The sequence below is a fragment of the Geothrix campi genome, from assembly GCF_024609265.1.
In the GTDB taxonomy this organism is placed as follows: domain Bacteria; phylum Acidobacteriota; class Holophagae; order Holophagales; family Holophagaceae; genus Geothrix; species Geothrix campi.
The window spans coordinates 709,275-723,819 of the sequence record NZ_JANHMP010000001.1 but is presented as its reverse complement, the minus strand read 5'-3'; the positions used below and the strand labels follow the sequence as shown (position 1 = coordinate 723,819).

General features: G+C 67.6%; 15 protein-coding genes. 2 read left to right on the top strand and 13 right to left on the bottom strand.

Annotated elements, in window-relative coordinates:
• Nucleotides 1-62: 62 nt before the first annotated feature.
• The 6 genes from hutU to NOV65_RS03455 form a co-directional block, all read right to left on the bottom strand.
• Complete coding sequence (gene hutU, locus NOV65_RS03480) at nucleotides 63-1,727, bottom strand: urocanate hydratase (protein WP_257304343.1); 1,665 nt, start codon at nucleotides 1,725-1,727, stop codon at nucleotides 63-65.
• A gap of 51 nt (nucleotides 1,728-1,778) precedes the next feature.
• Nucleotides 1,779-2,639, bottom strand: a complete 861-nt coding sequence (locus tag NOV65_RS03475; protein ID WP_257304341.1) for an MBL fold metallo-hydrolase — start codon at nucleotides 2,637-2,639, stop codon at nucleotides 1,779-1,781.
• A 23-nt stretch (nucleotides 2,640-2,662) separates the two neighbouring features.
• Nucleotides 2,663-3,652 carry an aldo/keto reductase gene (locus tag NOV65_RS03470; RefSeq protein WP_257304340.1) on the bottom strand — a complete coding sequence of 330 codons (990 nt, stop codon included), beginning with the start codon at nucleotides 3,650-3,652 and terminating at the stop codon, nucleotides 2,663-2,665.
• A 148-nt stretch (nucleotides 3,653-3,800) separates the two neighbouring features.
• Complete coding sequence (locus NOV65_RS03465; protein WP_257304337.1) at nucleotides 3,801-4,451, bottom strand: NAD(P)H-dependent oxidoreductase; 651 nt, start codon at nucleotides 4,449-4,451, stop codon at nucleotides 3,801-3,803.
• 30 nt (nucleotides 4,452-4,481) lie between these two features.
• On the bottom strand, nucleotides 4,482-4,802 hold the full coding sequence (gene trxA, locus NOV65_RS03460; RefSeq protein ID WP_257304335.1) for a thioredoxin: 321 nt from the start codon (nucleotides 4,800-4,802) through the stop codon (nucleotides 4,482-4,484).
• A 100-nt stretch (nucleotides 4,803-4,902) separates the two neighbouring features.
• Complete coding sequence (locus NOV65_RS03455; protein WP_257304333.1) at nucleotides 4,903-5,454, bottom strand: flavodoxin family protein; 552 nt, start codon at nucleotides 5,452-5,454, stop codon at nucleotides 4,903-4,905.
• A gap of 105 nt (nucleotides 5,455-5,559) precedes the next feature.
• Here NOV65_RS03455 and NOV65_RS03450 point away from each other — a divergent pair, with 105 nt between their 5' ends.
• Entirely contained in the window at nucleotides 5,560-5,958 is a 399-nt protein-coding gene (locus NOV65_RS03450; protein WP_257304331.1) for a winged helix-turn-helix transcriptional regulator, read from the top strand.
• An 81-nt stretch (nucleotides 5,959-6,039) separates the two neighbouring features.
• Here the strand turns inward: NOV65_RS03450 and NOV65_RS03445 are convergent, their stop codons facing one another.
• From NOV65_RS03445 to NOV65_RS03420, 6 genes are all read right to left on the bottom strand, one after another.
• Nucleotides 6,040-6,594, bottom strand: a complete 555-nt coding sequence (locus NOV65_RS03445) for a nucleotidyltransferase family protein (RefSeq protein WP_257304329.1) — start codon at nucleotides 6,592-6,594, stop codon at nucleotides 6,040-6,042.
• A complete protein-coding gene (locus tag NOV65_RS03440; protein ID WP_257304328.1) occupies nucleotides 6,591-7,568 on the bottom strand; it encodes an XdhC family protein in 978 nt (325 codons plus the stop codon). The genes NOV65_RS03445 and NOV65_RS03440 overlap by 4 nt, the downstream gene beginning before the upstream one ends.
• 29 nt (nucleotides 7,569-7,597) lie before the next feature.
• Nucleotides 7,598-9,748 carry a xanthine dehydrogenase family protein molybdopterin-binding subunit gene (locus NOV65_RS03435; RefSeq protein WP_257304326.1) on the bottom strand — a complete coding sequence of 717 codons (2,151 nt, stop codon included), beginning with the start codon at nucleotides 9,746-9,748 and terminating at the stop codon, nucleotides 7,598-7,600.
• A complete protein-coding gene (locus NOV65_RS03430) occupies nucleotides 9,745-10,218 on the bottom strand; it encodes a (2Fe-2S)-binding protein (RefSeq protein ID WP_257304324.1) in 474 nt (157 codons plus the stop codon). Before NOV65_RS03430 ends, NOV65_RS03435 begins: the two co-directional genes overlap by 4 nt.
• A 69-nt stretch (nucleotides 10,219-10,287) precedes the next feature.
• Nucleotides 10,288-12,435: a xanthine dehydrogenase family protein molybdopterin-binding subunit gene (locus tag NOV65_RS03425; protein WP_257304322.1), complete on the bottom strand. Its 2,148-nt coding sequence runs from the start codon at nucleotides 12,433-12,435 to the stop codon at nucleotides 10,288-10,290.
• Nucleotides 12,432-12,893, bottom strand: coding sequence for a (2Fe-2S)-binding protein (locus NOV65_RS03420; protein ID WP_257304320.1), 462 nt, complete (start codon nucleotides 12,891-12,893; stop codon nucleotides 12,432-12,434). Before NOV65_RS03420 ends, NOV65_RS03425 begins: the two co-directional genes overlap by 4 nt.
• Nucleotides 12,894-13,029: 136 nt before the next feature.
• Between NOV65_RS03420 and NOV65_RS03415 the strand changes: the two genes are divergently transcribed.
• Nucleotides 13,030-13,608 (top strand): peptidylprolyl isomerase, encoded by a 579-nt coding sequence (locus tag NOV65_RS03415; RefSeq protein ID WP_306671928.1) that lies wholly within the window; start codon nucleotides 13,030-13,032, stop codon nucleotides 13,606-13,608.
• Here the strand turns inward: NOV65_RS03415 and NOV65_RS03410 are convergent.
• Complete coding sequence (locus NOV65_RS03410) at nucleotides 13,583-14,293, bottom strand: protein kinase family protein (RefSeq protein ID WP_257304318.1); 711 nt, start codon at nucleotides 14,291-14,293, stop codon at nucleotides 13,583-13,585. The two genes, NOV65_RS03415 and NOV65_RS03410, sit on opposite strands and share 26 nt — an antisense overlap.
• Nucleotides 14,294-14,545: the final 252 nt, after the last annotated feature.

Sequence of the window (14,545 nt, the reverse complement as noted above, 5' to 3'; positions counted from 1 at the left end):
GCCGACAGCTTACCGCACGAGCCGAGGCATCCGACGCTCAGGCCGACACTCAGGGCAGGTCGTCACCCTTTCATGGGAATGTGCAGGCCGATGGTTTCGGCGTGCGCGCGGGCGGTCTCGTAGCCGGCATCCGCATGGCGGAAGACGCCCATGGCGGGGTCGTTCCAGAGGACCCGGGCGATGCAGCGGTCCGCGCGCTCGGTGCCGTCGGCCACGATGACCACGCCGCTGTGCTGGCTGTAGCCCATGCCCACGCCGCCGCCATGGTGGAAGCTCACCCAGGAGGCGCCACCTCCCACGGCAGTCATGGCGTTGAGCAGCGGCCAATCGCTGACGGCATCGGACCCGTCCTTCATGCCCTCGGTCTCGCGGTTGGGGCTGGCCACGCTGCCGCTATCCAGGTGGTCACGGCCGATGACGATGGGTGCCTTCACCTTACCCGTACGCACCAGCTCGTTGAATTTCAGGCCCGCGAGGTGGCGCTCGCCGGCGCCGATCCAGCAAATGCGGGCGGGCAGGCCCTGGAAGGCGATCTTCTCCTTGGCGGCCTTGAGCCAGCGGATCATGCCTTCGTTCTCAGGAAACAGCTCCATCATGGCGGCGTCGGTGACGGCGATGTCCTCGGGATCGCCCGACAGGGCCGCCCAGCGGAAGGGGCCGATGCCCTTGCAGAAGAGGGGCCGGATGAAGGCCGGCACGAAGCCGGGGAAGGCGAAGGCGTTCTCGCAGCCGGCGCGCTGGGCCTGGGCCCGGATGTTGTTGCCGTAGTCGAAGGTGACAGCACCGCGGCGCTGGAACTCGATCATGGCTTCCACGTGGGTGCGCATGGACGAGAGCGCCCGCTGCACATAGGCCTCGGGTTCGTTCTTCCGCATCACGGCCGCCTGTTCCAGCGAGAGCCCGGCGGGGATGTAGCCGTTGTATTCGTCGTGGGCACTGGTCTGGTCGGTGACCAGGTCGGGCTGGAACCCGCGTTTGAGGAGCTCGGGCAGGAGCTCCGCGGCGTTGCCCAGCAGGCCGATGCTGCGGGCCTCGTGGGCATCCACGTACTGCTGGACCAGGGCCATGGCCGTGTCCAGGTTGTCGGTCCATTCGTCCAGGTAGCGGGTGTCCAGGCGCTTCTGGATGCGGGTCTGATCCACCTCGATGCAAAGAGCTACGCCACCGTTCATGGTCACAGACAAGGGCTGGGCGCCCCCCATTCCGCCCAGGCCGGCGGTCAGGGTCCAGGTGCCGGCGAGGGTGCCGTTGAAATGCTGGCGCGCGGCCTCGGCGAAGGTTTCGTAGGTGCCCTGCACGATGCCCTGGCTGCCGATGTAGATCCAGCTGCCGGCGGTCATCTGGCCGTACATCATCAGGCCCTTCTGATCGAGCTCGCGGAAGTGTTCCCAGGTGGCCCACTTCGGCACCAGGTTGGAGTTGGCGATGAGCACGCGAGGCGCGTCGGGATGGGTCTTCACCACCCCGACTGGCTTGCCGCTCTGCACCAGCAGGGTTTCGTCATCGGCCAGGTGCTTCAGCTCCTTCACGATGGCATGGAAGCAGTCCCAGTTGCGGGCGGCCTTGCCCAAGCCCCCGTAGACCACCAGATCCTCGGGCCGCTCGGCCACTTCCGGATCGAGGTTGTTCATGAGCATGCGCAGCGCCGCTTCCTGCACCCAGCCTTTGCAGTGCAGATGGGTGCCGCGGGGGGCGGTGACGATGGGGGCTTCAGAGGCGGTGGTCATGGGGGACTCCGACGGGGCCCCTAGTCTCCCACGGCCTGCACGAGACGGCGATCAAGAGCCTTTGAGGGCCAGGATGGCCCGTTTCAGCTCAGCCCTCATGACGGCCGGATTTTCGGCGTGGTGGATGCTGCCATGACCAGGCAGCACCCAGGTGAATTCGAAGTCGAGCAGCCTTTCCAGACTGTCAAGCTGCTGCTCCCAGGAATGCCAGTTGTAGGTTCGGGACGCGGACAGGCGCCCCTTGTCCGGGTTCCACCAGAGGTGGTCCCCGGTGAAGAGGAAATCGCGATACAGCAGGCAGATGCTCCCGGCGGTGTGGCCCGGGGTGGGGATCAGCAGCAGATCCTCCGCCAGCAGGATGGGTTCATGGCCGTCCACCAGGTGTTCCAGGCCGGTGAAGCCGTCCGCCCGGTGCATGACGCGTTCGCAGCCGAACCGTGCCCGATACGCGGCGTGGTCCGCCACATCGTCCTGGTGGCTGAGCACGAGCATCGTCACCCCACCCACGGCCTCCAGGTTCTTCATGAGCGGTTCGGCGGCGCGGGGGGAATCCATCAGGACGTTGCCTGCTGGGCGGCGGATCAGGTAGCTCCAGGCGCCGAAGCTCTTCTCGCTGGTATAGCCACAGAAGAAGACATCCTCGGCCAGCGGGTAGGGGAAGGCGCGGGCGGCAACCGGCAGGTCGGCCTTGTCGCTGGTGCCGATGGAGCCCACCGGGCAGGCCACCAAGGCCATCGAGGCCCGCAACCGCGCCGTGGGATCGTCGGGCTGGGCGTACACCTTCGCGTGGTCGCCGCCATCCGCGAAGGTACCGGGCGCGAACTGATAGCAGGTACCGCAGTCGATGCAGGTACGGTCCACGAAGAAGGAACCAGGAACGTTGTCGGGATGGGCATCGGTACGTCGGGCCATGAACCCTCCGTTCCTTCGATGCTTCAGCGGTTCACCATGTGCATCGCCGCTTCGGGGTAGCGGGTTCCCGCAGCGGCCCCCGGCGGGAATAGGCCGCTCAATTCCTGCAGTTCGCCAGGGCATAACACCTGCTGGAGGGCGCCCAGGTTTTCATCCAGGCGGTCTCGCCGCTTGGTGCCGGGGATGGGGACGATATCCCCGCCCTGGCCGAGGACCCAGGCCAGAGCCAACTGGGCGGGGGCGCAGCCGCGGGCGGCGGCCATGTCCTGGAGGCGGGCCACCAGGTCGAGGTTCTTCTGGAAGTTTTCGCCCTGGAAGCGGGGCGAGTTCCGGCGATAGTCACCAGGCTCGAAGTCCTCGAACTTCTGGATCTGGCCTGTGAGGAAGCCTCGTCCCAGGGGGCTGTAGGGCACGAAGCCCACACCCAGTTCCCGGCAGGTCTGCAACAGACCTTCTTCGGGATCGCGGGTCCACAGCGAGTATTCGGACTGGACGGCGCTGATGGGGTGGACCTTGAAGGCTCGGCGCAAGGTCGCCGGGCTGACCTCGGAGAGGCCCAGGAAGCGGACCTTCCCTGCCTGCACAAGCCCGGCCATGGCGCCCACGGTGTCCTCGATGGGTACTTCGGGATCCACGCGATGCTGGTAGTAGAGGTCGATGGTGGCCACGCCCAGCCGCTTCAGACTGGCGTCGCAGGCGCTGCGGACATACTCGGGCCGCCCGCAAACACCGCGTACCGAGGGATCGTTGGGGTCCCGCAGGATGCCGAACTTGGTGGCGATCACCACGCGGTCTCGGACGCCGGCCAGGGCCTTGCCCACCAGGATCTCGTTGAGGTGGGGGCCGTATATGTCGGCGGTGTCGAAGAAGGTGATGCCGCGATCCACGGCGTGGAGGAGGGTGGCCGTGGATTCCGCGTCATCCCGGTGGCCGTAGAAGTCCGACATGCCCATGCAGCCGAGGCCGAGGGCGGATACGGTGAGTCCCTGGGTTCCAAGCGCGCGGGTCAGCATGGGGATCTCCTTGGATGAAGAGGGAATGCCGCGGGAAGAACCACTTCCGCAGAGAAGAGCATGAGAAGGCGGAGGTCGCAGAGGAAGGCATTTCCTTCACCTCTGCATCCTCCGCCTCCTCGGCGGCTCTCTGCGAGTGTTTTTCCGCTCAGCGGTGCTCGACGACGACCTTGGCCTCGAAGCGCACCTTGGGAACGCTGGCGTACTTGTCGTCCGCTGCGCGGTAGCCCAGGGGGCAGGCGCTGATGGTGGTAAAGCCAGAGCCCTTTAGGCCCAGGATCTCGTCGTACTTGGCAGGCTCGATGCCCTCGAAGGGGCAGGCGTCCACACCGAGCAGGGCGGCGGAGGTCATGAGGTTGCCCAGGGCGATGTAGGTCTGGCGGGCGGCCCATTCCTGGATGATGGCGTGCCGGGAGCCCTTCACCAGGTCGCCCACCATGTAGCCCTTGTAGCCGGCTAGGCTTTCGACGGTGGCGCCGCGCACCTCGACGATGCGGGCGATGAAGCGGTCCACATCGGCTTCGGTGATGTCCTGCTTGGCGGTGAGGACCACCAGGTGGCTGCAGTCCTCCACCTGGGACTGGTTCCAGGAGGCGGGACGGAGCTTCGTCTTGAGGGCGGGGTCCGTGACCACGATGAACTTCCAGGGTTGGAGCCCGTAGCTGGAGGGCGTGAGGACCAGGGCCTGTTCGATCACGGCCCAGTCAGCCGCGGAGATCTTCTTCGAGGAGTCGAACTTCTTGGTGGCATAGCGCCAGGTCAGCTGTTGGAGCAGGCTTTCGCCGGAGATGGTGCTCATGGGTGCCTCAGATTCGGGGTGGAGATGATGTTAAATGGCTTGCTGGAGGCGGGTTCGCAGCTGGTCGATGGGCAGGGACCCGACGATGCGATCCAGAGCCTGGCCATCCTTGAAGATCACCAGGGTCGGCATGCTGAGGACATCGTACTGCTCGGAAAGCGGTGTGAAATCATCCACGTTCAGCTTGGCGAAGCCGATCTTCCCCTTGAACTCTGCAGCCAGGGTCTCGGTGATGGGGGCCAGCTCGCGGCAGGGTGCACACCAGGGAGCCCAGAAATCCACCACGGTGTAGCCATGGGCCACAGCCTCGGCGAAGGTCTGGTCGGTCAGGTGCTGGATGAGGTCGGACATTCGAGTGCTCCTGCGAAACCCTTCCAGATTAACGGATCCGGAAGGGTTTCCGGTCATGACAATCTCAGGCGGTCTTGCCTGCGCGGGGTCCGGAGGGTGATCAGGCGCCCTTGGCCCAGCGGGTGGCGGCGGAGGCGATGCGCTGGCCCAGGAACTCGGCGCTCTTGCGATCGGCCAGATTGGGTTCGACGTCGGGAGCCACCTGGCCAGCCTGGGCCATGAGGCCCGTGAAGCTGCCAAGGCGGTTGATGCCCTCCTCATTGCCAGGCATCTCGGCATTGCCGATCCAGACCATGCCGTGCTGCATGGCGAAGATCATCAGGGACTGGAGGGTGTTCAGCTTGTCGCCGCTGGGGCTGCCGCTGATGGTGAAGCCGGCGGCCAGCTTGTCCTTCCACTTCCGCTCGAACCAGGGCTTCGAGCTGGCGTCCATGAAGGTCTTGAAGGGACCGCTGACGTTGCCCATGTAGGTGGGGCTGCCGAAGACGATGGCATCCGCGGCTTCGAGGTCGGCCCAGTGGGCGTCGATTTCCTCGACTGGAATGAGCAGGACCTTGGCGCCGGGGATGGTTTCGGCGCCAGCCTTCACGCTCTCCGCCACCACCCTGGTGTGGCCATAGCCGCTGTGGAACACGATGGCGATTCGGGTCATCCTTGTCTCCTTTTCGGGCACTTGCATTCGTTCGGCCCGTGATCCAAACTTTAGGTGCTTACGATCGAAAAGAAAGTAGGCACCATTTTGGAAGGTAGGCACCCAATGGTTCGCAAAGCATGCACCCTGGCTCCCAACGTCCTCAGCGCCCAGTGCCCGACCCGCCAGGCTCTGGATCTCATCGCCGACAAGTGGACCACCCTGCTGATCTATCTGTTGTCCAAGGGGAAACAGCGCTATGGGGATCTCCACCGGCAGGTGGGCGGCATCAGTCAGAAGATGCTGACGCAGACCCTGCGGAAACTGGAGCGAGACGGGCTCGTGACGCGCCATGTCTACCCCGAGGTGCCACCCCGCACCGAGTACGAGCTGACCAAGCTGGGCCACACGCTCATCGGGCCCCTGGGCGCCCTCTGCGAGTGGGCGGGTATGCATCTTGCGGAGCTGGAGCAGGCCCGCAAGCGCTACGACCACCTGCAGAAGAAGCCCCCCCTCAGCGCCTGATGCTGTCCGGGGGGACCGCCTGCTCGCTTCGCTCGCGATGTCCCCCCGGACCCCCGCGCTTCGGCCGGGCGGAGCCCGCCCTCAGCGCCTGATGCCGTCCAGGTCCCCGGGCGCGTCCAGGTCGTCGGCGCCGGCCGGGAAGGGCAGAGATACCGTCTGCTCACGCAGGAGGAGGGCCTTGGCGCCGCGGTCCCCGCGCAGGGCCAGCAATGCCGGGAAGTGGTGCCGCGGCAGCACGGCGGGGATGCCCAGGGTGCCGGCATAGGCGCAGGCTGCTGGGCGCGTGGGATGGGCCGCGGCCAAGGCCAGCAGCTCTTTCAGCAGGGCGGCATCCACGGCGGGTTGGTCCACTGTCAGCAGCAGGGCGGCTTCCACCTCCGGCGCCATGGCCGCGATGCCCAGGCGGAGGGAGCTGGCCATGCCTTCCCGGGCTGCGGGATTGACGAGCGTCCGGACTTCCAGACCATCGAGGTCCGGGTCCCAGCTTCCGATCACCGCCAGGACGGGGTCGCAGCCCGCCGCCAGGGCCGCCCGGGCGGTGCGACGAAGCAAGGTTTCGCCGTCGATGCGCAGGAGCGCCTTGGGGCCGCCCATGCGCCGCCCCTCGCCGGCCGCGAGGATCACGGCGGCGATCACGGAGGCGACACGCGGGTGCGTGTCGTGCGGAGTGGGCCACCCGCGCGGCCCTGGAAAGCGGCCTGGATCTCCGCCAGTACCGCCAAGGCGATGGTCTCGGGATCCTCGGCGCCGAGGTCCAGCCCCACCGGGCTGTGCAGGCGACTCCCGCAGGAGATGCCTTCCGCGGCCAGTTCCGCCACCATCTTCGCGCTGCGGGCGCGGCTGCCCATGAGACCAAGGTAGCCCGCCCCGGAGAGTCCCAGCAGACGCAGGGCCTCGAGATCCTTCAGGTAGTTGTGGGTCATGAGCACTACGGCGGTGCGTCCATCCAGTTCCAGACCTGGAATGCGTTGCGCCGGATGGCCGGAGAGGACCAGATCCGCCTCGGGGAACCGTTCGGGGCGCGCGAAGGCCGGGCGGTGATCCAGCAGGCCCACCTGCCACCCGAGTTCCTTCGCCAGGCGCACCAGGGGCCGGCTGTCGTCGCTGGCGCCCAGGATCCACAGGGAGACGGGGGGTGGAATGACCTCCAGAGCCTCCTCGGCGCCCGGGCTCTCTTCCTCCTCCAGGCGGCGGCGTGGGAAGGCGCCTTCAAGAGAAGTGGCGAGGCGAAGGGCCCGTCTGTGCCGCGGGACGTCCTCGATCCAGATCAGCCAGGTCGGAGGTGAGGCGGGATCCAGGCGCTCCACCAGGATGTCCAGAACGCCTTCGCAGCCGCTACCGCTGCCCCAGACGAGGTCGGTCTCCCCGCGGAGGTCGTAGCGGAGCAGGCGCGGCTGGCCGTCCGCCAGCACGTCCACGGATCGGCCCAGAACTTCACCTTCGAGGCAGCCTCCACTGAGAGAACCTCGCAGGATCTTCTCTCCGTCCGTCAGCAGCCGAGAGCCGGGCCGCCGGTAGCTGGAGCCCTCGACCCGAAGGAGGGTGGCGAGCGCCAGGGGCGTGGTTTGGCCCCGGATCAGGCCCAGGATGTCCTGGAGTTCTTTGTGCATGAGGGGATTATGCCCTGTGCCGGCGCGGATCAGGCCTTGCGCAGCGCCTGTGGGAGGAGGGGCAGACTGCGCAGGCGCTTGCCCGTGGCCGCGAACACCGCGTTGCCCACGGCGGGCGCCAGGGGCGGCAGGCCCGGTTCGCCCACGCCGCCGGGGGGCAGCTCACTGGGCACGATATGGACTTCCACCTTGGGCATGGACGGGAGCAGCAGGATGGGATGCTCCGAGAAACTGGAGGCGGTCACCCGGCCATCCTTGAGCGCAATCTCGTCGTACAGCGCCGCGCTGAGGCCGAAGGCGATGCCGCCTTCCATCTGCGCTTTCACGTTCCCGGGGTTCAGCACCATGCCACAGTCCACCGCGCAAACGACGCGATGGACGCGGATGCCTCCGTCGGCCTTGGCTTCCACCTCCGCCACCTGGGCCACGTAGGTGCCGCACTCCATGTAGGCGTGGGCCGCGATGCCGCGGCCCCATCCCTTAGGCAGCTTGCGCGTGCCCCACCCGGCCTTGGCCGCGGCCAGCTCCAGCACGGCGCGGTACCGGGCGGGATCGAAGGTGTGCTGGCCCAGCTTTAGGGGTGCCTTCGGAAGGTGCGCCAGCCGGAAGGCGAGGGGATCCTTCCCGGCCGCGTGGGCCAGCTCATCCAGGAAACATTCGGTGACGAAGGGATTGAAGCTCGCGGGCACAGCCCGCCAGAACCAGATGGGCACAGGCGTGTCGCTCTGGCCCCACTCCACGTGCAGGTTCGGGATGTCGTAGGGCAGGTCCGCGGCGCCTGCCAACTCCGTGGCCTCCGGGGGCCAGGGGAAGTGGTTGGCAGCGGCGATGGAGGGCCCCACAAACCGGTGGTTCCAGGCCACGGGGCGGCCATGGGTGTCCAAGCCCGCCTCCAGTTCGTGCAGGGTGGCGGGGCGGTAGCCGTCGTGCTGGAAATCATCGGGTCGGGTCCATTGTGCCTTCACTGGGACGCCAGCGGCCTTGGAGCATTCCACGGCATCGAGGATGAAATCCGCCATGGCGCGGCGGCCGAAGCCCCCACCAGCGAGCGTGACCTGGATCTCGATCTGGTCAGCCTTCAGGCCGGTGAGCGTCTCGACGAAGGGCAGGGTCATGCCGGGTGCCTGGGTGGGCGCCCAGATCATGCAGTGGCCCGGCTTCACATCAGCGACGGCCACCATGGGTTCCATGGTGGCGTGGGCCAGGAACGGCGCGTCGTAGGTGGCCTTGATGCGCTTGGCGGCCTTCGGCAGGGCCTGGGCCGCGTCGCCGACCTGGCGCACCACCTTGCCGGGCGTCTTCAGCCGTTCCTCGTACTGCTTGCGGATGGAGGCGCTGTCCACTTTGGCGGCCGGCCCCTCGTCCCATTGGACCTTCAGCGCCTCGCGACCCGCGAAGGCGGCCCAGGTATCCTCGCCGAAGACAGCCACACCGCTCGACACCTGCAACACCTGCTTCACGCCGGGCACCTTGAGGGCCGCCGAGGCGTCGAAGGACTTCACCTTCCCCCCGAACACGGGGCAGCGTTCGATGCTGGCCACGAGCATGCCGGGGAGGTGGATGTCCGTGGCGAACTGGGCCCGCCCGGTGACGATGTCGGGCCCGTCCAGTCGCAGGGTGTCCTTGCCGAGGATCCGGAAGTCCTTGGGCGCCTTCAGCGGTGGTTCCGCCGGCGGAGTGAGTTTCGCGGCCCTGCCCACCAGCTCCCCATATTCCAGGCTCCGCTTCGTCGGTGGATGCTGGATGCGGCCCGATCGGGCCTGGCACTCGGCCTTGGGCACGCCCCAGGTGTCCGCCGCGGCCTGGAGGAGCATCTCCCGGGCCTGGGCGCCGACTTTTCGCAGGGCCATAGTGGTGGAGAGTGTGGTCTGGCTGCCGCCGGTGACACCGAGGTCACCGAATCTCGGGGCCGTGGAGGCCTGCAGGACCTTGACGCGGGACCAGTCCGCTTCCAATTCTTCAGCGATGGCCATGGCCATGCTGGTGCGGACACCCTGGCCAATCTCCGTTCGCGTGGCCCAGACAGTAACGGAACCGTCCGGATCGATCCGCAGCATGCCGTTGGGCTCGAAGGCCGGGCTTGGGGCCTGGGCAGTGGCCCCCTTCAGGTTCAGGGGCAGGCAGAAGGCCAGGGACAGGCTGCCTGTGGTCTTGAGGAAATCGCGCCGGGTGGTGCTCATCGGGTCACCTCCTTCCGCTGACCCGCAGCCCGGTGGATGGCCTCGCGGATCCTCAGATAGGTACCGCAGCGGCAGACATTCTCGCCCATGGCCTGATCGATGTCGCGATCGGTGGGCTTGGGATGCTTGGCCAGCAGGGCCGCGGCGGTCATGATCTGGCCCGTCTGGCAGTAGCCGCACTGGGCCACATCCACTTCGATCCAGGCCTTCTGCAGGGGATGGGCGCCGTGGGGGTCCAGGCCCTCGATGGTGGTGATGCGCTTCGTGCCGACGTCGCCCACCGGCGTCACACAGGACCGCACAGGCTCGCCACCCAGATGGACGGTGCAGGCGCCACAGAGGCCCTGGCCGCACCCGAACTTGGTGCCTGTGAGCTTGACGCGGTCGCGGAGTACCCACAGCAGGGGCATGTCCGGTGACGCTTCGACCGTATGAGACTGGCCGTTGACCGAGAGGGTGTACTCCGCCATGGGCACCTCCAGCTGGGATAGCGGCCCCCATGCTACGCCTTTTCAAGGGCGAAGGTGCGATATGAAAAATTAGATCAACCCATCCTCAATGGGAACTTTCCGGATCCGCTTCCCTGTGGCGGCGAAGACCGCGTTCAGGACGGCCGGGATGGCCACGGGCACCGGCGGTTCGCCCATGCCGGAAGGGGTCTCGGCGCTGGAAACGATGTGGGTCTCGATGAGGGGCATGTCCGCTAGGCGCAGCACGGGGAAGTCGTGGTAGCCGGTCTGGACGGTGCGGCCCTTCTCCCACGTGATCTGGGAGAACAGCGCGGAGAGGCCGAAGGCGATGCCGCCCTCCACCTGGGCCTCGAGGCCCGCAGGGTTCACCGCCAGACCGCAGTCCACGGCACAGGTGACCTTGTGGAGCTTGAGCCGGCCCTTCACCACGGAGACTTCCGCCACCTCGGCGGCGTAGGTACGGCCGTCGTAGGCGTGGCACGCAAGGCCGAGACCGTGGCCCGCGGGCAACTTGCGGCCCCAGCCGGCCTTCTCCGCGGCCACCTCCAGCACCTTCTTGAGGCGGCGGATGTCGGCCGTGTCCCGGCCGAACTTGACGATGCCGCGGTCGCCCAGCAGATCCAGGCGGAAGCGCAGCGGATCCTTCCCCAGGGCATGGGCGACTTCGTCGAGGAAGCACTCCCGTGCGAAGACATTGGGCACGATCTGGATGCCGCGCCACCAGCCCAAGGGTGTGGGCGCCTCCACCTCCGCGAAGTCCACGGCGATGGCGGGGATGGCGTAGGGGATGTCGTAGGCGCCGTTGGCTTCCGTGGCGGCCTGGGATGGGGCCTTCTGCCCGCCGGTCCAGGAGCGCAGCACGGCGGGACCGGCGATGCGGTGCGTCCAGGCCGAGAGGGCGCCCGCACCGTCGATCCCCGCCCGCAGGCGGTGGAGGGTCGCAGGGTGGTGGAGGTCGTGGCGGATATCGTCCTCCCGGTCCCAGACCACCTGCACGGGCCCACCGCCGGCGGCCTTGGCCACCTGGGCGGCCTCGGTGCTGAAGTCCGTGCCGAGCCGGCGTCCGAAGCCACCGCCGATGAGGGGCACGTTCACCTTCAGCTGTTCGGCCTTCAGGCCCACGGCCGTGGCGGCACGATCCAGGGCCCGGTTCGCGGACTGGCTGCCCACCCACAGCTCGGCGCCGTCGGCGCCCACCTGGGCGGTGGCGTTCATGGGCTCCACAGTGACGTGGGCCTGGTAGGGGAAGCTGTACTCCGCCTCCAGCACTTTGGCTGCGGCTGCCAGGGCCTTGGCGGGATCGCCCTCGCGACGGGCGTCATCGGCGGGGCCGGTGAGGGCGGCGCGGGCCTTCGCCTCGAGCGCGGCGGAACTGAATTCTTTCGCGGTCCCTTCGTCCCAGGTGGTCGCGGCCGTCAGGGCGTCCCGGCCCTTGAAGGCAGCCCAGGTGCTGTCCGCGATGACGGCGAGGCCCGTGGGCACCTTCAGCACGGCCGTCACGCCGCGCACGGCCTTGGCCTTGGTGTCATCCCAGGTCCTGGGCTGGCCGCCGGGCACGGGGCAGCGCAGCACCGCCGCGAAGCGTTGGCCGGGACGCCGCACGTCGAGGCCGAAGACGGCCTTGCCGGTGACGATGGCCGGACCGTCGAAGCGGGGCGTCCGCTTGCCCAGCAGGCGGTAATCCGCGGGTTTCTTCAGCGGGGCATCTTTAGGCACGGGCAGCTTGGCCGCGGCCTCGGCCAGGGCCCCGTAGCCCAGCTTCTTGCCGTCGGGGCCCAGCACGAAACCCTTCTCCGTGCGGCACTGACCCACGGGCACCTTCCACTGGGCCGCGGCCGCGCCCTTGAGCATCTCGCGGGCGGTGGCACCGGCCCGGCGGAGCGTATCCCAGGTGGTGCTCACACTGGTGCTGCCGCCGGTGTTCATGGCCTTGAAGTCCGGCCCGGGCTGCGCGGTGACAACCTCGATCCTCGACCAGTCAAGATCCAGCTCCTCGGCCAGGACCAGGGGCAGGGCCGTGCGCACGCCCTGGCCCATCTCCACCTTGGGCACGGTGATCTGCGCCGTGCCATCAGGCCGGATGGCCAGGAAGGCGTTCGGATGGAAGGCGGCCTTGGCGCTCTCGCCGGGCCGGGGCTTGGCATCGAGGTGGAGGCCCAGCACGAGGCCCGCGCCGGCGGCGCCGGTCACCTTCAGGAAATCGCGGCGGCTGGTCATTTCACACCTCCGGCGGCGCGCTTCACGGCTTTGCGGATGCGGGGATAGGTGCCGCAGCGGCAGATGTGGTCGGCGAAGGCCTCGTCGATGTCATGGTCCGAGAGATGGGCCTTGTGCTTGAGCAGGGCCGCGGCAGTCATGATCATGCCTGGCTGGCAGTAGCCGCACTGGGCCACGTCCTCGGTGATCCAGGCCTTCTGCACGGAATGGGAACCATCCTTCGAGAGGCCCTCCACCGTGACGATGGCGTGTCCGGCAGCCTCTTTCAGGCTCGTCTGGCAGGACCGCACGGCCTGGCCGTCGAGATGGATGGTGCAGGCGCCGCAGACGCCCTGGCCGCACCCGAACTTGGTGCCGGTGAGGCCAAGGGTGTCCCGGAGGACCCAGAGAAGCGGCGTGTCGGCGTCGGCGTCCACGGTGCGGGCACGACCGTTCACGGTGAGCTGGTAGGCGGGCATGGCAGCTCCCTCAAATATCGTGTGGCGAGGCTTCCACCCTACGCCGCCGGCGGCCTCGCCGCAACGGTGGGCCTGACCACTGGCGCACCCGGGGCGGCGTGACGCTATGCTGGGGGACCCCCCCGGAGATGCCCCGATGCGACCCCTGATCGCCGCCTTCCTGTCCTTCGCCGCCATGGCCCTGAGCGCGGGCCCCAAACCCCAGGTGAAGCTCACCACGTCCATGGGCGTAATCGTGATGGAGCTCGAGCCGCAGGCGGCGCCCCGGACCGTGGAGAACTTCCTGAAGTACGTGAAGAAGGGCCAGTACAACGGCACCATCTTCCACCGTGTCATCCCCGGCTTCATGATCCAGGGTGGTGGCTACGTGGACTACCTGGGGAAGAAGCGCACGGAGGCCTCCATCCCCAACGAGGCGGACCGCGCCCTGGCGGCCGGGCTGAAGAACAAGCGCGGCACGGTGGCCATGGCGCGGACGCCGGATCCCCACAGCGCCGCCGCCGAGTTCTTCATCAATGTGGTGGACAATCCTGCGCTGGACTTCAAGAGCAAGGCCAACGACAAGACATGGGGCTACTGCGTGTTCGGCCGGGTCATCAAGGGCATGGATGTGGTGGACCGCATCAAGGCCGTGAAGACCAGCAACAAGCGCAGTGATTTCCTGAACCTGCCGGTGAAGGCCGTCCTCATCAAGGAAGCGGTGCAGATCCAATGACGGCAAGGGCTTCCGCCGGCGCCCCCAGCTTGGTGAGGCTGCGTTCCAGGCGCCTGCGATAGCGGGGCCCCAGGTCCACCCCCCCGGGTTCGAATCCGGCCCGATCCCAGTCGAGGATCAGGGCCCCTCCGTCAGGCGGCAGCAAGATGTTGGTGGCGTTCAGGTCAGGGGACCACAGGCCCCACGTGCAAAGTGAACTGATGGCGTGCTGGATGTCCTTCGCACGCCCTGCGCTCAGATCCCAGCGACGCGGCCAAGCCTCTCCTTGGGCGAACCTGGTGAAGAGTACGCCTTCGACGCCGAAGCCGCTGGGGCGCCAGGCATAGCCGAGGGGCTCGACGGTGGGGAAGCCGGCCTCCCATAGCCCGCGATGAACGGCATGTTCTGCTGCGAAGCGCAGATGGGTGCGGTAGGTCCGTTCATTCAGGTGCCGCAGCAGCCCGCCGCGACGATAGGGCCGCATCACGAAATCACCCACGCGGAGAATGCCGCCGCGACCGAAGGCACCTTCGAGTGGAAAGGTTTCTCCTTCGATCAGTTGGCCGCCGGGGGTGCAGACGCGCCAGCCGCCGCCAAGACCAGGCAGCTCGAGGTTCACGCGGCAACCCAGCGGCCGCAGCGGCCGGCCGGGCTCGTACGGCCACGAGGCGGGCAGGGGAGGGACGATGTAAGGGTCATGAATCATGTGGATTCCAGCTTGGCGGGTACGGCGACGGAAGGCAAAGGCTGTGTCGAAGACCTGGTCGGAACGAGCCCGGTGACACCTGTCAACCACCCATTCAAGGCGGGAACCTGCCACCAAAAATCAGCACGGACCCAAGTGGCTTGAGCTGGAAGGAATTCTTCCGGATTGCACACCCGCTTCCCACAAAGGATGTGGAAATCCCCCCTCGGGGTCTCAGTAAACCGGCCAAGGACTTCTCGATTTCTGCACGTG